Annotated in this window: 17 protein-coding genes, 1 tRNA gene and 1 riboswitch; of the genes, 14 read left to right on the plus strand and 4 right to left on the minus strand. The window is 39.7% G+C overall.

The features are described from left to right. Window positions 1-173 precede the first annotated feature (173 nt). The 8 genes from AWM74_RS04645 (at window position 174) to thiW (ending at window position 7,614) form a co-directional block, all read left to right on the plus strand. On the plus strand, window positions 174-386 hold the full coding sequence (locus AWM74_RS04645; protein WP_026465553.1) for a heavy-metal-associated domain-containing protein: 213 nt from the start codon (window positions 174-176) through the stop codon (window positions 384-386). 21 nt (window positions 387-407) lie between these two features. After that, a complete protein-coding gene (locus tag AWM74_RS04650; RefSeq protein WP_201784327.1) occupies window positions 408-2,879 on the plus strand; it encodes a heavy metal translocating P-type ATPase in 2,472 nt (823 codons plus the stop codon). Window positions 2,880-3,058: 179 nt separating this feature from the next. Continuing rightward, window positions 3,059-3,131: transfer RNA gene (locus AWM74_RS04655), tRNA-Lys, on the plus strand. Between the two features lie 492 nt (window positions 3,132-3,623). Next, window positions 3,624-3,712, plus strand: a riboswitch (TPP riboswitch). Between the two features lie 126 nt (window positions 3,713-3,838). Next, entirely contained in the window at window positions 3,839-4,405 is a 567-nt protein-coding gene (locus AWM74_RS04660; protein ID WP_026465555.1) for an ECF transporter S component, read from the plus strand. After that, entirely contained in the window at window positions 4,402-5,757 is a 1,356-nt protein-coding gene (locus tag AWM74_RS04665; RefSeq protein ID WP_026465556.1) for an ABC transporter ATP-binding protein, read from the plus strand. The genes AWM74_RS04660 and AWM74_RS04665 overlap by 4 nt, the downstream gene beginning before the upstream one ends. Window positions 5,758-5,763: 6 nt before the next feature. Next, window positions 5,764-6,426 carry an energy-coupling factor transporter transmembrane component T family protein gene (locus AWM74_RS04670; RefSeq protein WP_026465557.1) on the plus strand — a complete coding sequence of 221 codons (663 nt, stop codon included), beginning with the start codon at window positions 5,764-5,766 and terminating at the stop codon, window positions 6,424-6,426. Further along, complete coding sequence (gene tenA, locus AWM74_RS04675; protein WP_026465558.1) at window positions 6,426-7,121, plus strand: thiaminase II; 696 nt, start codon at window positions 6,426-6,428, stop codon at window positions 7,119-7,121. Before AWM74_RS04670 ends, tenA begins: the two co-directional genes overlap by 1 nt. Beyond that, window positions 7,111-7,614: an energy coupling factor transporter S component ThiW gene (gene thiW / locus AWM74_RS04680; protein ID WP_026465559.1), complete on the plus strand. Its 504-nt coding sequence runs from the start codon at window positions 7,111-7,113 to the stop codon at window positions 7,612-7,614. Before tenA ends, thiW begins: the two co-directional genes overlap by 11 nt. A 117-nt stretch (window positions 7,615-7,731) precedes the next feature. On the opposite strand, the gene AWM74_RS04685 is transcribed toward thiW, so the two are convergent. From AWM74_RS04685 to AWM74_RS04700, 4 genes are all read right to left on the minus strand, one after another. Then, a complete protein-coding gene (locus tag AWM74_RS04685) occupies window positions 7,732-8,247 on the minus strand; it encodes a type 1 glutamine amidotransferase domain-containing protein (protein ID WP_026465560.1) in 516 nt (171 codons plus the stop codon). A 142-nt stretch (window positions 8,248-8,389) separates the two neighbouring features. After that, entirely contained in the window at window positions 8,390-9,613 is a 1,224-nt protein-coding gene (locus AWM74_RS04690) for an ArgE/DapE family deacylase (protein WP_034258009.1), read from the minus strand. A 172-nt stretch (window positions 9,614-9,785) separates the two neighbouring features. After that, a complete protein-coding gene (locus AWM74_RS04695; protein ID WP_051218160.1) occupies window positions 9,786-10,928 on the minus strand; it encodes a PTS sugar transporter subunit IIC in 1,143 nt (380 codons plus the stop codon). Between the two features lie 251 nt (window positions 10,929-11,179). Next, window positions 11,180-11,833: a deoxynucleoside kinase gene (locus tag AWM74_RS04700; RefSeq protein WP_026465562.1), complete on the minus strand. Its 654-nt coding sequence runs from the start codon at window positions 11,831-11,833 to the stop codon at window positions 11,180-11,182. Between the two features lie 169 nt (window positions 11,834-12,002). On the opposite strand from AWM74_RS04700, the gene AWM74_RS04705 reads away from it, so the two are divergent. The 6 genes from AWM74_RS04705 to AWM74_RS04730 all read left to right on the plus strand — a co-directional run bounded on the left by AWM74_RS04705 (window position 12,003) and on the right by AWM74_RS04730 (window position 16,625). Beyond that, on the plus strand, window positions 12,003-12,779 hold the full coding sequence (locus AWM74_RS04705; protein WP_026465563.1) for a threonine/serine exporter family protein: 777 nt from the start codon (window positions 12,003-12,005) through the stop codon (window positions 12,777-12,779). Beyond that, window positions 12,779-13,303, plus strand: a complete 525-nt coding sequence (locus AWM74_RS04710; RefSeq protein ID WP_026465564.1) for a threonine/serine exporter family protein — start codon at window positions 12,779-12,781, stop codon at window positions 13,301-13,303. Before AWM74_RS04705 ends, AWM74_RS04710 begins: the two co-directional genes overlap by 1 nt. Before the next feature lie 125 nt (window positions 13,304-13,428). Next, window positions 13,429-14,610: an alpha/beta fold hydrolase gene (locus AWM74_RS04715; RefSeq protein WP_026465565.1), complete on the plus strand. Its 1,182-nt coding sequence runs from the start codon at window positions 13,429-13,431 to the stop codon at window positions 14,608-14,610. Between the two features lie 90 nt (window positions 14,611-14,700). Beyond that, window positions 14,701-15,525, plus strand: a complete 825-nt coding sequence (locus tag AWM74_RS04720; protein WP_034258011.1) for an immunity protein Imm33 domain-containing protein — start codon at window positions 14,701-14,703, stop codon at window positions 15,523-15,525. 40 nt (window positions 15,526-15,565) lie between these two features. Further along, window positions 15,566-15,940: a CidA/LrgA family protein gene (locus tag AWM74_RS04725; protein WP_026465567.1), complete on the plus strand. Its 375-nt coding sequence runs from the start codon at window positions 15,566-15,568 to the stop codon at window positions 15,938-15,940. Continuing rightward, window positions 15,933-16,625: an LrgB family protein gene (locus AWM74_RS04730; protein WP_051218164.1), complete on the plus strand. Its 693-nt coding sequence runs from the start codon at window positions 15,933-15,935 to the stop codon at window positions 16,623-16,625. Before AWM74_RS04725 ends, AWM74_RS04730 begins: the two co-directional genes overlap by 8 nt. Window positions 16,626-16,826 lie beyond the last annotated feature (201 nt).

Here is a 16,826-nt window from a genome sequence, read left to right on the forward strand (position 1 = left end):
TTATTGATGAGGAAGAATTCACCATATGAGCTATTTAGCCTTCATTTTTTAGGAAATTGAAAAAATGGCAACTTTATCGTTGACAAGTGTAATCAGTCAAGGTATATTAAGTTTATTAAGATTACAAATGTAAACAATATAAAAACACATACATAAATAAGGAGCGATTTAATATGAATACGAAAACTTACTTAATCCCAGATATGTCGTGTGCCCACTGCAAGGCGCGTATTGAAAAGGAAGTAACTGGCTTAAATGGCGTTGAAGCAGCGGATGTACCGGTTGAAAGTAAAGTTTTAACGGTCCGATTTGATGATCAAGTAGTAGATAGTGCGGCCATTGTGGCTGCTGTTGCGGAAGCGGGCTATACAGCCAACCCGCAATAATTTTCGTCTAAAGGAGAATGTATAATGAAAGATACTTATACAATTGAAGGGATGACCTGCGCATCCTGTGCGCAAGCGGTCGAGAAATCGGTCGCCAAGTTAACGGGCATGGATGCTGCGAATGTGAACTTGGCAACTGAAAAGTTAACGGTTACTTATGATAACAAACAAGTTTCAGAGGCTGATATCACTCAGGCAGTTGAGAATGCAGGTTATAAGGCGGTGAAGAATTTATCGGCGACTAGCTTTGAAATTGAAGGGATGACCTGCGCGTCTTGTGCCCAAGCGATTGAGAAATCGGTAGGTAAATTAGCCGCTGTTTCATCGGTGAATGTGAATTTAGCCACTGAAAAAATGACAGTGACCTTTGATGAGGCGGCCTTAAATGTTTCTGATATTGTCCGTACAGTTGAAGATACGGGCTACCAAGCCAAATTAGAAACCAGTGAACAGGAAGGGCCTAGTCAAGCTGATCGTCAAAGTGCCCATATCCAAGCTTTATGGCGCCGATTTTTGTGGTCTACTATTTATACTGTGCCTTTACTTTATATAGCCATGGGTCCCATGCTACCTTTTGGCGGTTTACCCTTACCTGAATTCTTGAATCCAATGACCAATGCCATGAATTTTGCGGTCATCCAGTTGTTGCTGACCTTACCAGTTGTCTATTTGGGACGCGACTTCTACAAAGTGGGTTTTAAAGCCCTCTTTAAAGGACATCCCAATATGGACTCTTTGATTGCTATTGGGACAGGGGCAGCGCTTGTTCAAGGGATTGTGATGACAGGTCTATTGGTATCTGGCCAGCTGCATGTAGGCCACGGTCATCCTGACTTATACTTTGAGTCAGCGGCGGTTATTTTGACATTAATTACTTTAGGGAAATATTTGGAGGTTGTGTCTAAAGGCAAGACGTCTGAAGCCATTAAAAAATTGATGGGCTTGGCACCGAAAACGGCTCGAGTAATGCGCGACGGTCAAGAGGTTGAAGTGGCGATTGACCAGGTGTTGGCGGGCGATATTTTGGTCGTTCGCCCTGGCGAGAAAATTCCAGTTGATGGCGAGATCGTTGAGGGCAGCTCAGCGGTTGACGAAGCCATGATTACTGGGGAGAGTATCCCAATTGAAAAAAGGGTAGGCGACCAGGTTGTTGGCGCGTCTATCAACAAGAACGGGTCATTCCAATTCAAGGCCACAAAGGTCGGCAAGGACACAACCCTTGCGCAAATTATCCAACTTGTTGAAGAAGCACAAGGGTCTAAAGCGCCAATAGCCAAGTTAGCGGACAAGGTATCCGGTATTTTCGTCCCCATTGTGATGGGCTTAGCAGCAATTTCTGGACTTGCCTGGTATTTCCTAGGGCAAGAATCATGGATATTTGCCTTGTCTATTACCATTTCCGTTCTAGTGATTGCTTGTCCATGTGCCTTAGGTTTGGCGACGCCAACAGCGATTATGGTGGGGACTGGTAAGGGTGCTGAGAATGGCGTCTTGATTAAGAGTGGCGATGCCTTAGAGGAAACCCATAAAGTTCAAACTATTGTTTTTGACAAAACAGGTACCATTACCGAAGGCAAACCGGTGGTGACAGATATTAAAGCTTTCAATGGCGCGGATGCGGATGATATCTTGCAAGTTGCAGCGTCTGCAGAAGTGGGGTCAGAACACCCACTAGGTGAAGCGATTGTAGCTGAAGCCAAGGACCGCAAGTTGACTTTAACGGCCAGCCAAGATTTCCAAGCGATTCCTGGACACGGCTTACAAGTTAGCTTGAATGACCAAATCGTTTTGCTAGGCAATAGTAAATTAATGGCTAATCACAATATAGATTTATCGGATGCAAGAGCTGAGGCTGACCAATTGGCTACTGAGGGTAAAACGCCCATGTTTGTTGGGGTTGACGGCCAATTATTAGGGATTATTGCAGTAGCGGATACGGTCAAAGAAAACTCTGTAGCAGCTATCCAAAAATTACACCGAATGGGCATTGAAGTGGCCATGATCACGGGTGACAACAAGGGGACTGCTGAGGCGATTGCCAAGCAAGTGGGCATCGACCGGGTCTTTAGTGAGGTCTTGCCGGAAGACAAGGCCAATGAAGTGAAGAAATTACAAGATGAAGGCTTACACGTGGCCATGGTTGGTGACGGGATCAATGATGCGCCAGCGCTTGCCCAAGCCAATATCGGAATTGCCATTGGTTCAGGGACTGATGTAGCCATTGAATCAGCGGATATTGTCTTGATGCGTAGCGACTTAATGGACGTGCCAACAGCGGTTGAATTGAGTCGGGCAACCATTACCAATATTAAGCAAAACCTATTTTGGGCTTTCGCCTATAACACGGTTGGGATCCCAGTTGCCATGGGTATCCTCTACCTATTTGGTGGCCCATTATTAAGTCCTATGTTTGCTGGTGCAGCCATGAGTTTATCGTCTGTTTCAGTATTACTGAATGCGCTGAGATTGAAGGGCTTTAAAGCTAAAGCTTAAGTGACGATTATAATAGATAAATTATAACCACCCTATTTTTTGGGGCCAGGGGGATATCTTAGGATGAACCTTGGTCTTTTTATTATATAAAAAAACCAAATGCGATTTTTGAGTTCAAACCCTTGATTTTTCCCAAAAATGGGCGTAAACTTTTACTATTGCAGATAAAATTTACATTTGGATTGGTAGCTCAGTTGGTAGAGCAACTGACTCTTAATCAGTGGGTCCAGGGTTCGAGCCCCTGCCAGTCCATTAAAAAAAGGCACTAAATCAAGGTTTTGATAATATTGATTTAGTGCCTTTTTGGATTGAATTTGAAAAGTAGCGAAAATACTTTATATAAAGTTTGAGAAATATTGAGTAATTTAAAATATAAACCAGCTCTAACGACATCATATTTTTGACCATCTGTAATTGAATCTACACTGAATCATTCACCGGACTCGACCAATATACTCTAAGGGAATAGTCATATTGAGTTCGCTCTGAAATACATCAATAATCTTAATCTCTTTCGCTCCTTCGTAATACTATATCTCAGTTCTATTTTATTTAAATTGATAGACGGATATATCCGCTACTTTTACTTCCTTGATATTTCTAATAAAGTAAGAAAATCATAAAAAATGAGGCAAGGTTATATGCATTATACTGCTATTTTCTGTTGTAATTGAAAAACATTATATAAATTGCCGCTTTCATTTTCTAAATCGATGTGTTAGTATCGGAGATACATTCATATAGTAGTGACATTTGGGGTGCCGAAAGCTGAGATTATACCCATTGAACCTGACACAGTTAATACTGGCGAAGGGAAATGTAAAAATGTTTATGATACGGAAACTATCGGACCAAGTGTGTCTGGATAGTTTATTAAAGTGTTTAAAACAAGAAGCGAATTCGCCTTTGCTCACCCCTTATGCCTCTATTTTTAAAATATAGGAAAAGGGGTTTTTTTGATGGAAAAATTTAAATGGGCCTTGCCCGACGTCATCTTTTTAGCATTTCTAGCTTTCTTATTTGGAGCCGTATTTATGGGCGCTGGTGTCCTATATGCCATTTTAGTGTCCCTATTAACACCGTTTGGTTTAACGCCATTTGCCAATGAAATCCTATTTGGTATGTGGACGATTGCAGCGCCAGTGGCGGGTATGTTGATCCCGAAAGTGGGTAGTGCCTTGTTAGGTGAGGTCTTTGCCGCCCTTGCCGAGATGCTATATGGGTCATATTTTGGGGCTGGCGTTTTACTTTCTGGCTTAATTCAAGGACTGGGTACTGAAGCGGGCTTCTTTGTTACCAAATACGAACGCTATGATACGACTACTTTAGTTTATGGTGCCATTGGGACAACAGTATTTAGTTTTGCCTTTGAATTCTTCAAATTTGGCTACGCGACTTATGACCTTGGTTTTGTCGTGGCTTTATTCTTAGTTCGTCTGATTTCAGTGACATTTTTCGGTGTCTTTTTAACTAAACAAATCGTTAGCCTATTCAACAGGGTCCAAGCCAAAGGATTTGCCCAATGAGTGCCTTAGTACAAATTAGTGACTTGACCGTCCGGAAAAATGAGACCGTCATCCTAGACAGGGTTTCTTGTGATTGGCAGCTAGGCGATTTTATCTTACTGACAGGTGATAGTGGTAGCGGGAAAAGCACCTTCATCCATACCATAGCTGGCTTCAATGGTGCAAGCTTTCAAGGGAATGTTGTAATGGATGGCCAGCGGATGTCAGACTATACTATTCCAGAAAAAGCTCAGAAAATCGGGTTGATGTTTCAAAATCCGGGTCAACAATTTACCATGCGAACCCTGGAACGAGAATGCTTCTTTGCCTTAGAAAATTGCGGTCTACCTTATGATCAGGCCAAAGTACGCTTAAATCAAGCGGTTGATGATTTGGGTATCAGACATTTATTAGAGCAAGACTTGATGACCCTGTCAGGTGGGGAGAAGCAGCGGGCGGCCTTGGCCATCTTGATTGCAGTCAATCCACCAGTTTTCTTTTTAGACGAACCCTTTGCATCAATTGACCCAGCCTCTAGACTTTTCTTGATTAACGTATTGGCGAAATTGAGACAGCAAGGCAAGTTGATTGTGGTTGTAGACCATGAGTTGACTGACTATAAGGGGCTAATCAACCGATTCTTTATCATGCGAGATGGCCAACTTTCTGAAGCAGATGTAACCACCTTGCCGGAAAAAGCGCCTATTCCATTGTTGACTAGTGGTCAAGCTAGCAGCGAATCAGCTTTCACCTTGGAAAATATTGCCATCAAACAAGGCGATAAAACCTTGCTTCACCAAGAAAAATTCACTTTTCAAAAGGGCGTATCCACCTTAACTGGCGATAATGGGGCGGGGAAATCGACTTTGTTAAAGGCCATGGCCCAGTTACACCCTTACAAGGGCAAGATGCGGTTTCAGGACCGGAGACTTTCAAGGTTTTGGGGCAAGAAAAGCTTATACGAATCACTCACCTTGGCTGTTCAAGATGCAGCCCAACAATTTGTGACGTTGGAAGTAGCGAGTGAGCTACGGTTTCCAAATGAAGATGCTGGTGAAATTCGTGACCGACAGATGCAGGCACTTGAAGACTTGAATATCAGCCACGTTTTAGACCGAAGTTTATATCATTTAAGCGAGGGGCAGAAGAAGATGGTGCAATTAATCGCCTTGTTGAGTCTAGACCACCAGTTTTTAATGCTGGATGAGCCTTTTGCGGGTTTGGACCTGAAAGCCAGTGATTACTTTGCGGATTGGATTGAAGACAAGAAAAGAGATACGGATTTCTTGATTGTGTCTCATCGCCTTGGTCCGCTGGAAAGTGTAAGTGATCATCATATTCACTTGTCCAATCAAGTGCTGAAGGAGGTTTGATAATTGATGGAAGAGAAGAAAACAGCGATTCCAGCTATTCTGGCCTTGGTATTCTTGTTCACGATTGAAATATCTTTTACCTATTCGGTTTGGCTGAATATTTATGTCTTATTGATGGTTGTGACCTACTTAGCTGTTAAAAAACGGTTTGGCGTACTGGTATTTTTGTTAGCCCTACCTTTTATTCCTGCCATCACCACTTTTTGGTCGGTCTATATCCAAGGAAGTGGCCTAGATGACGCTTGGGTATTATTCACTAGAACCTATGCCTTTGCGGCTTTAGGAATAGGATTTATGGTTGCCGTTGATTTACAAGACTGCTTACTAATTTTTGAACAGTATAAAGTACCGGCTATTTTTATCTATGGATTGTTGGTTGTGATACATGCTGTGCCTGAAATTCAAAGGGAAATCAAGAGTATGCATGATGCCAGTTTATTAAGGGGGAAGAAATTATATCCATGGTCACCTCTCTATTATGTGAAAGTGATCTTTCTAGCCCTCAATTGGCGGGATCGGTACGCAGAAGCCATGTATTCTAGAGGTTTCTCTGAAGACCAGCCTCGCCACCAGTACCGTCATTGGAAAATGTCTACACCAGCTATTGTTTTATGCATGAGTTTAATTATCGTCGGCAATATGATTATGAGATTGGAGAATATGATTTAATGGAAAAAACTTTTACAGAAATCGCCCGCAGTCAAACGAGACCCTTTTGGGAGGGGAGTTTCAACCATCCTTTTATTTTGCAGCTACAAGATGGGACGTTGCCTATTGAAAACTTCCGTTACTATTTGATCCAAGATGCTTATTATTTGCGTCACTTTTCAGCACTGTATAAGAAAGTCGCGGAAATTACTGAAGAGCCTGCATTAAAGACGCAGATGCTTGAAAATGCCGGCCATTTAGCGGAAGGTGAATTAGCGATTCGTGCCAACTTTTTTGAAGAATTGGCGGTAACGGATGACGAATTAAAAGGAACCGGCGTTGCGCCAACTGCTTACCACTATGTGTCACATATGTACCGGCAGTTAGTGGAAAATAATGATGCGATTGCGGCGGCTAGTTTATTGCCATGTTCTTGGCTGTATTTTGAAATTGGTCAACGGTTAAGACAATTAAATGTGACGTCACCTGTCCCAATCTACCAAAGATGGATTGAGACATACGGTGGGGAAGAAGCAAGTGAGGCTATCAAAAAGGAATGTGCCCTATTGAACCGTCTGTACGCTGAGTCTAGTCAGGAAGAAAAGGATAGTATGGTTTCCGCATTTGTCATAAGTGCTAGAATGGAATTTAATTTCTGGGAAATGGCTTTTAATTTTGAAACTTGGCCGGAGGGTATCCAACATGTTGACAAATAATAAAGTACAAAAAATGACGATCTTAGCCATGATGATAGCCATGGATGTTGTCCTTTCACCACTCTTTCGGGTGGAAGGGATTGCCCCAATGTCTAGTGTGATGAATGTGATTGCTGCTGTGTTGATGGGTCCCGTATATGGGACAGTGATGGCACTCGCATGTGGGATTCTCCGGATGATCTTGTTTGGGATTCCACCGCTAGCACTTACTGGTGCCGTATTTGGGGCATTTCTGGCTGGTGTGGGTTATAAATGGATGAATACATATCTTGGTGCTATAATAGGCGAATTTATTGGAACAGGCTTGATTGGGTCCTTACTCTCTTACCCAATCATGGTCTGGTTTACAGGGTCTGCCCAAGGTATGTATTGGTTTGTCTATACACCGCGGTTTATCTTAGGGGCATTATCAGGGTCATTAATTGCCTACCTAGTCCTGGTCAGAATAGACAAAGTGCCTTATATTCAACGGGTTAAGAAAACATTTGGCTAATAAGTTGAAGGCACAAAAAACTACCTTTTGCGAGGTAGTTTTTTTCTATAAAAAGTGTTATCAAAAAAAGCGTTACACCTATTCAGATGTAACGCTTGCTTTTAGCTATTTTAGAATTTATTTCAATGCATCGACAATTGCTTGATCAAATGCAGGTAAGTCTTCAGGCGTACGGCTTGAAATTAATTTACCAGCTTCATCGATCACAACTTCTTTGTCATAGAAATTTGCACCAGCATTTTTCACATCAATTGCCACTTGTTTCACTGCGGTAATGTCTTTACCTTTTAAGGTTTCAGCATTTACCAATAATTGAGGACCATGGCAGATGGTGAAAATCCATTTGTTGTTGCTGTCAAAATGACGTACAAAGTCTAACATGCTGTCATGTTTACGTAGTTGGTCAGGTGAATAGCCACCAGGAATTAATAAGGCATCGAAATCTTTCGCTTCTACTTCATCGATAGATTTTTCAATAGTTACTTCAGTTCCTTCAGCTTTACCACGAACAGTTTCACCGGCTTTCATACCGATTGTGACGACTTCATGTCCTGCTGCTTCTAAAGCTTTCTTTGGTTCAGTATATTCAGAGTCTTCAAATAAGTTAGCCAATACAGTTGCAATTCTTGCCATAATTTATAGCCTCCTTAAAGCTTTGATACTTATATACTAAAGGATATATTTATATCATGCAAACAAAACGGGTTTTAAGAGTATGCTCTCCATATAATAAAAAAGAGCTTGCACCATAATGGTTAACAAGCTCTTAAAAAAACTATTTATTTGCGTATTGAGTGATTAATTGGATGTATAGGTCAATATAGTTTAAGTATTCGTCTTTTGATACGTGTTCATTTACTTGGTGGGCTAAACTTGTTTGACCTGGTCCCATGATAATAAATTTGAAGTCTTCATCTTTACTTAATAGTAAGTTAGAAGCGTCAGTTACCCCTGTTGTTGGACCAACCATGAATTGTTTTTTGACAATATCTTCACCTAGTTTATGTGCTAATTCAACAAAATCATTTTCCCCTGTTGTGATTGCAGGCGCTAAGTCTAATGACATTTCTAGATCAAAATCAGCCTCATTGAACTCTGCTAATACGTCGTTGAATAAAGCTTTTACTTTTTCATTGTCGAATTCATTTACTGTGCGGACATTAAATGAAGCTGAAGCTGTATCTGGCACGGAGTTTATTTGGATACCACCAGTGAACATTGAGTTTGTTAAGAAAGTAGACCGTAAGAAATCATTTAAAGCCTTATTACCTTCTTCATCACCTTCAACACCACCAAAGTTTACAATTACGTCAGAGAAGTCAAAGCTTGAAAATTCAACGTTTTTAATGGCTCCTTCCATAGCTTCTTCGATGCGTAAAACAAATTTTAGTAATGGTGTAATAGCATTCACACCAACACGTGGAATGGATGAATGAGCAGCACGACCTTTTGAGTGAATTGTAAAGTTCATAGAGCCTTTGTTAGCCGTATTGATGACATTACCAGTTGGTTCACCAATAATTAATGCATCAACGTCGTCCATATACTTGTTTTCATGGAAGTGAGCTGAACCAGTTTGAACACTCTCTTCAGCGGCTGTCAGCATTAAACGAATAGAACCTTTTTCTAATAAGTTATTTTCTTTAATTTCAATAAGAGCGAATATAAATGCAGCTACACCAGCTTTCATATCAGCGGTTCCACGCCCATAAAGATTACCTTCATGTTCAGTCATCTTGAATGGATCAAAGTCCCAAGCTGACGGATCACCAGCTGCAACAACGTCCATGTGACCAGAGATACCGATGACAGGTTTACCTGAACCATAGTTTGCAACTAGGTCTGCACGGCCGTCACCTAAATCAATCACTTCTGAATCAATATCATGAGATTTTAGAAAGGCTTGGATATGTTCGGCAACTTGTTTTTCTTTGCCATTAACTGAATCGATAGCAATTAAGTCGGCTAAAAACTGAATCTTCTCTTCTGTTGAATACATGTATACTTTCTCTCCTTTGATAAAAAAAATGTTCGTAAAAGGTTGTTATTCCTACAATCAACCTTGAATTACTCTTCAACTATATCCCTTATAGTAAACGTATTCAAGAGTTACTGGCATATAAAAAAGCCCAACCAAGTTTCCCTGGCTGGACTTTAGTGTAGATATCTTATTATTCTGCAGTGATTTCTTTAATTTGGTCTTCTGGTAATTCATGGTAGGGCGTAAACATTACGTATAAGAAAGCAACACCGAATGAAATCACCATAGTGATGATACCGTTAATGAAGTTACCGAATGAACCATCTGGGTTGATGAAAGCAGGGACAGCTGCTATACCTGGGTTTACAAAAGCAAATAGTACAAAGTTTGTAATACCTGCATATAAACCACCGATACCACCACCAAGGATAGACGCAATCAATACATTTTTCATTGGTAAGGCCACACCGTAAAGTGCTGGTTGAGATACACCTAGGGAAGCAGTAATAACCGCTGATAGTGAGTAAGAACGGTATTCTCTATCTTTTGTTTTGATTAGTACAGCTGTAACCGCACCGGCTAAAGCTAAGTTAGAAGCCAATAGACCTGGTGACATAATGTTATCGTAACCTACTGTTGCTAGCAATTGAGTGGCAATTGGGAATAGCGTGTAGTGACCACCGGCCATAACAACGAATAAACCAAAAGCACCGAGTAATAATGGTACAATCCAGCTAGAAACGCCAGTTAACCATGCTAACGCAGCACCTAAGATTTCACCAAATAGGTTACCAATTGGTCCTAATAATAAAACACCAAGAATGGCAGTTAATGTCAAGGTGATTACTGGTAAAAAGATACCACGGACAATTTCTGGAATAAATGTTTTACAAGCACGTTCAATATAGCTTTGTGCCCAGATAATTAAAATAATTGGAATAACAGAGTTGTTATATGTACCAGTATTGGCAATTGGAATACCAAAGAAGTCTGATCCTGGAATATAATTTTCCATAGACATGACAACATCTGGATGTAATAAGAATAGCGCAACTGCTGCTGCTAGTACTTTATTAGTTTTGAATACTTCAGCTGAAGAATAAGCTAATAATACTGGTAAGAAGTAGAAAATTGCAGATGAAATGTTTGATAAAATAAAGTTTTCTGCATTTTCTGGTGAAATAATACCAAAAGTATTTAATAGGATGACAATCCCTTGTAAAATACCGGCAGCCATCAGGGCAATTAAGTTTGGCGCAAAAATATCACGTAAGGCACCAAGGACGCGGTCAATAACGCCTGGTTTTTTCTCTTGTGTTTGTTCTGTAGACATAATGATCTCCCTTTTTTTGTTTAATTATTTTGATATTAAAAAACAATTTCAATACAGCGGTTTCATAATATCTTCTATATTTTCCTCAAATACTTTCACATGATATCAAATTTTAGAGAAAAATGAAATAATATTTGAGAAAATAATCACAATAATTACAAACTTTTTATTTTGAAAGCGCCCTAATTACGCTTATTTTAAAAGAAAACGGTTTATTTACTTAAATGAGGTTGTGCATTATTTGCAATAAATTATATTTGTGAATCTACCAAGAGTGTTGACCATTTGTCTTGAATCTTTTTGGCAACGATTTCTTGGTCGTTACTGGTTAGGATATCGTATTGGCTAACATCGATGGCCATTTTAGCTGAATGGTCATAGTTTTCGTACCATTCATCATATAAGGTGTGCAGTTGCTTATAGTAGGCTAGTAAATCTGGTCGACCTTCTACTTGTTCGTATGGACGACCACGACGCTTGATTTTCTCAAGGACTAAATCGAAAGGCGCATGTAAGTAGACAAGTAATTCTGGTGATTGGTTGGTTGATTCTGAAATAATACGAATATCGTCCATCATATTGGCCAATAAGTCTTGGTACAGTTGCCATTCTACATCCGATATATTGCCGTTAATATTATTTACTTGAGTAAATAAAGCATCTTCATAAATTGACCGGTCTAGGATTGCACGGTCTAATTTCATCCCGCGTTTAATACTTTTAACGCGTTGGTTTAAAAAGTAAATTTGCAGTGAAAAAGCATATTTGGTTGGTTCGCTGTAGTATGCATCCAAAATAGGATTTTCTGATACCTCCTCAAAAAGTGGTTCTGCTTGAAACATTTCTGCCATATGGTTGGTATAAGTTGTCTTACCAACACCGATCATGCCTGCCATGGTAATCATATTCAATTGCTCCTTCATCTAATTAGTCGGGGCAATTATAGCATAAATTTGACCTGACTTGGATTAGAAGACAGGTTGAAAAAGGATACGTTTACATGGAAAATGACAACTTTATTCTTTGATGACCTATGGTACAATAGCCGTGGATTATGAGAAAGGGTGGGTCAAAATGGTAGATTTAAATAAGAAAATTTTAGAAACTGCCCTGTTAGCTGGGCAAATTATGACAGAAAGTAATGCAGAATCATATCGTGTTGAAGATACGATGAACCGTATTTTAACAACGTCAAATGCAGCATATGCAGTAGCAATCTCTCTTTCAACAGGTCTCTATATGACCCTTGATGACCCATCTTTTGAAGGTTCTGGGTTTACTGGTATTAAGAGAATTACACGCCGTTCTAACAATCTAAATAAAATCACCCAGGTGAATCACATTTCACGTGAATTGACTTCGGGTAATATTTCAATTGATGAAGCTTATGAGCGGTTACAGGTTATTCGGTTCCAGAAGCCACAATATTCAAAATTACAAGTATCAATCGGGGTAGTTGGCTTAGCTGCAGCCTTCTCTTTCCTTTTTGGCGGGGGGATTAACGAGTTAATCATGGCTACAATTAATGGCTTTATTTTAGCCTTATTATACCGTCTAGTAGATAAATACTATATTAGTGAAGGTTTTTCAAATATTATTCAAGCACTTGTTGTAACAGTTGCTGCTTATTTAATGCAAGCCTACGTATTATCGAACACAGATATCAATATTGTAATTATTTCTACATTGATGCCAATGGTTCCAGGAACAGCGATTACCAACTCCTTACGTGATATTTTCCATGAAGACTACATTGCGGGCGTTTCTAGAGCAACAGAAGCCTTTTTGAACGCCTTAATGATTGCCTTAGGCGCAGCACTGGGTCTTGCCTTGATTGGAGGTTTATATTAATGAAGGTAATGGATATAATTTTACAATTAATAGGTGCTTATGGGGTAGGTTTATTCGCAATTTTAACGATTGAAGGACCACGAAAAGTTCTATTTTGGACACCACTTATTAATATTGCTGGTTGGGGTAGTTATCTGATAAGTATACATCTTGGTGGTTTTTCAGAAATAATGGCTACTTATTTTGGTTCCTTGGTTATTGCCTTAATTTCCCAGATGTATGCGCGTATTTTTCGAGAGCCAGTAACAGTTTTCTTTATTCCAGCCTTCTTCCTCTTTGTGCCAGGAGGTGGCATGTACCGGACGGCATTAGCCTTTATTCAAGGGGACACGGCCCAAGGCTTTACTGAACTAGGAGGTACGCTATTTACTGCCTTGGCTATTGCGCTTGCGGTTTATACATCTGATACTTTTGTGCAAATTATTAATAAACAAAAATTCCCAAAATTTATCCGGAAAAACTACCGTGTTATACCTAAAGTAGCGAAGAAAACCGAAAAGAAAATCGAGAAAAAGATGAAATAGCGTTGGCTTACTTCTGCTAGTGTTTAGAAAAATACCGATAAAGGAATATTATTTTATTTTAGGACGTATGTGATTTATCACTGCGTCTTTTTCTATATAATGATAGAAAAGAGGGGGGAGACGGTATGAAAAACTGGTTTGTATTGTTGGTAACCAGCGTTGTACTCACTGGTTGTGGGTTAAACCACCAGGATACGGGTGTAGACTTGGATACGGCGAATGTGGATAAAGAGGTTGCTAGCTTGGATGAAGAGCCGTCTTTTTTCACGGAAGCTTTTGAGGCTAACGGAGAAGAAGCGTTAAAGCAATTTAATGCAAAAGAGGCTGATTTACCAGTGGTTGAGCAAAGAGATTCGGGCATTCAAGAGAGTCATTTTCTGCATTTGAATGGACTAGACCAGTATGTGTATGAGGTGGGTCAGGGTGAAGGCTTACCGGTGGCAATTTTCCTCCATGGGGGTCCGGGCTTTTCTTATACGAACCAAGCGGATACTTTGGCTGGTTTATCTGATCAAGTGAATGTCCTTTTTTGGGATCAGATTGGTGCGGGGCAAACTTATGAAGCTAATCCAAGTGTAGAACCTAATATGGTCGATTTACAGGCTTCTTTATCGGATTTAGTTGCCTACACCAAGGCCCGTTATGGGGTTGATCAAGTGGGTATTATTGGTCATTCATGGGGGTCGGCGTTAGGGGCCTCTTATGTGCTTGACCATCCGGATGATGTGGCTTTCTATGTAGGGATTGGGCAAGTGGTAACACCGGTTGAGGATGAGGCAGTGGCTCTAAGTCAGACGCGTGAATTGGCGACAAGTTTAGGGCGTCAAGATCTACTTGATCAGTTAAGTGATATTTCAGCTGACTATCCTAATCCGGATGATTTTTTGACTTTAGCTTATGAGGCGGCGATTTTGCGGGCCGTTCAGCGTGAATTAGGGTTTGGCACAGCTGACTTTGTTCAATATTTACCTTTATTGTTAACCAATCAGGCAGATAATTTATCAGCAGATGACCAGGAAATGCTAGCCCGTATGTTACTCAACCAGCGCTTGTATCGAGAATTATTGGCGACAGATATATATACAAGCGACCTTGAATTTAGTATGCCTTTTTACCTGATTTCTGGGGAAAATGATATCCAAGTACCAAGAAGTCAGGCAGAAAAATTGATTGAAAGAGTTCAAGCGCCGACAAAAGAAATGATCATTATACCGGATGCGGGGCATACCCCAATGATTGATCAAGAAGCGGATTTTATACAATCGCTAACAACCATTATAAACCGCACATTTTCGGCAAATGGATAATTATTTTTTGCCAATTTTTATGCTAAAATGTATACAGACAAATCTATTCAACAACAACATTTAATCTACAACAATATTCGGAGGATAAATATGACCAAGCAATTGATTCCAAACGGCGGTAATTGTTTAGCTTCGGTAGCACTACTTGAAGGTAAGCAACCATTATTATGGGCCTTCCGTGAAAAGAGCTTGATGCCAAGTGATAGTGGTTGGCGTTTTTTTGCTGCGACGGATACGCAAACTGAAGTGATGGATGGTAAGAGCGTACTTCTTGTCGACATTAATAAAATTGCTGAATTGGAACCAACTGTAGCGGGTATTTATTGGTATCCAGAAGGAGCTGATTTTCAGTTAGCCAGTAAAGATGGCAGCAAGTATTTCGTGTACAACGATACTTTTGAGCGAGTTGTACCGGCAACCAACTATAAGGATTTACCACTTTCGTCAAAAGCCTTCGCGCAACATTTTAATGAGGCTACGGCAACAGCAACCTCTAATGCCATGGCTGAAAGCTTACAATTATCAGCTGAAAAAGTGGATATGCTGAAACTATTAGATTTAATGCATACAAACGATGCAGAAAATCTATCGGATACGGAAATTTTTCTTAATACAGGCCTATTATTTGGCTTCGTAGATATGCGAAATAAAGCCCTACATATGACCTTATCAGATGGGCAATTGGATGATATCGTGGGAACCATGATGGATTACTTTAATCTAGACCGAGAGAGAGCCAATGCCTACGTTCACCATTACGCTAACTTAAAGCATGATGGTACAGCGGTTGCTGAACAACAATTGACGATGTATGGTGGCAAAATGTATGAATGGTTAAAAGTTGACGACTTTCATGCAATCAAAAATGAGTATGCTAACCTCGTGATGCATCATCGCAAAGCCAAAATGGTTTAGCGAATTTTACCGAATCTAAACAGAATGGAGCGTTAAAAAAGTGAAGTATTTTAAGCAAGCTTTTATTATTATTGTGATTACTTTAATCGCTGAAGTATTATCACATACATTACCTGTACCCTTGCCAGCCTCGATTTACGGTATGGTTATATTATTTGTCTGCTTAATGACTGGTGTGATTAAGCTGGAACAAGTTGAAAATGTAGGTGAATGGTTAATTGCCGTGATGCCTGCTATGTTCGTAGTGCCAGGTGCTGGTTTTATTACCTCTTGGGCAAGTTTACAGCCGCATTTGTTATCTTGGTCAGTGATTATTTCAGTGACAACTATCCTTGTAATGGCCGTTGCTGGTCTTATAGCGCAATCGCTACAAAAACGTCAGAATGCTAAGCATGGAGGAGAAAATAATGAATAGTTTATTTGATTTATTCCCCTCGTTTGGCTTATTCCTAACCTTAGGTGTATACATGATTGCCATGTGGGTAAACAAGAGATTAAAAACGCCGATTGCCAACCCATTGTTAATTGCAGTTATTTTAATTATTGCCATTTTAGTTATTGGCAAGGTAAATGTTCCTGTTTACCAAGAAAGCGCGAGCTTTGTGTCTTATCTGTTAACACCAGCAACTATTTCTTTAGCTATTCCTGTATATAAACAACGCCATATTTTAAAAGAAAACTTCTGGACAATTATTATTACAGTTGTGGCAGCAATGGTTACATCAGTTGTGAGTGTCTTGATTGTTGCTGTTATCTTTAATATGGATGAAGAAATTTTACGTTCAGTGTTATCTAAATCAGTAACAACAGCCTTCGCTATTGATATTACCGAAATTATTGGTGGGATTACACCGATTATTGTCGGTTCAGTTGTTTTGACGGGTATCTTTGGTGTTGTGGTGAACGAATGGATCTTCAAACTTCTAAAAATTGATTCATATTTTGCGCGTGGTTTAGCTATGGGTACTTCAAGTCACGCCATGGGTACAGCAGAATCAATGAAAATTAATGAACTCCAAGGGGCAATGTCTAGTATCGCCATGGTAATATCTGGTATTGTGATTGCTATTTTAGTACCAATCGTTGCAGGTTTCCTATAAAAATTGGTAAGCGCTAGTTACTAAATATATTACAAAAAGTGTTGTCTATTTTGGACAACACTTTTTATTTATTTATCTATAAAAAGAAAAAAATAAACAAAATTAGATTTATTCTCATTTTTGTTGGAAATACACTACCCTTTTTCTCATAAATAGTGTTAAACTTATAGCATATTGATGAATCGTGTGGAGGAGCTATTT

The sequence above is a fragment of the Aerococcus urinaeequi genome (genome assembly GCF_001543205.1).
Classification (GTDB): domain Bacteria; phylum Bacillota; class Bacilli; order Lactobacillales; family Aerococcaceae; genus Aerococcus; species Aerococcus urinaeequi.

Coding starts and splice junctions, on each gene's coding strand:
- AWM74_RS04645 (WP_026465553.1), top strand. CDS start 174: ATGAATACGAAAACTTACTTAATCCCAGATATGTCGTGTGCCCACTGC.
- AWM74_RS04660 (WP_026465555.1), top strand. CDS start 3,839: ATGGAAAAATTTAAATGGGCCTTGCCCGACGTCATCTTTTTAGCATTT.
- AWM74_RS04665 (WP_026465556.1), top strand. CDS start 4,402: ATGAGTGCCTTAGTACAAATTAGTGACTTGACCGTCCGGAAAAATGAG.
- AWM74_RS04670 (WP_026465557.1), top strand. CDS start 5,764: ATGGAAGAGAAGAAAACAGCGATTCCAGCTATTCTGGCCTTGGTATTC.
- tenA (WP_026465558.1), top strand. CDS start 6,426: ATGGAAAAAACTTTTACAGAAATCGCCCGCAGTCAAACGAGACCCTTT.
- AWM74_RS04685 (WP_026465560.1), bottom strand. CDS start 8,247: ATGGCAAGAATTGCAACTGTATTGGCTAACTTATTTGAAGACTCTGAA.
- AWM74_RS04690 (WP_034258009.1), bottom strand. CDS start 9,613: ATGTATTCAACAGAAGAGAAGATTCAGTTTTTAGCCGACTTAATTGCT.
- AWM74_RS04695 (WP_051218160.1), bottom strand. CDS start 10,928: ATGTCTACAGAACAAACACAAGAGAAAAAACCAGGCGTTATTGACCGC.
- AWM74_RS04700 (WP_026465562.1), bottom strand. CDS start 11,833: ATGATTACCATGGCAGGCATGATCGGTGTTGGTAAGACAACTTATACC.
- AWM74_RS04705 (WP_026465563.1), top strand. CDS start 12,003: ATGGTAGATTTAAATAAGAAAATTTTAGAAACTGCCCTGTTAGCTGGG.
- AWM74_RS04710 (WP_026465564.1), top strand. CDS start 12,779: ATGAAGGTAATGGATATAATTTTACAATTAATAGGTGCTTATGGGGTA.
- AWM74_RS04715 (WP_026465565.1), top strand. CDS start 13,429: ATGAAAAACTGGTTTGTATTGTTGGTAACCAGCGTTGTACTCACTGGT.
- AWM74_RS04720 (WP_034258011.1), top strand. CDS start 14,701: ATGACCAAGCAATTGATTCCAAACGGCGGTAATTGTTTAGCTTCGGTA.
- AWM74_RS04730 (WP_051218164.1), top strand. CDS start 15,933: ATGAATAGTTTATTTGATTTATTCCCCTCGTTTGGCTTATTCCTAACC.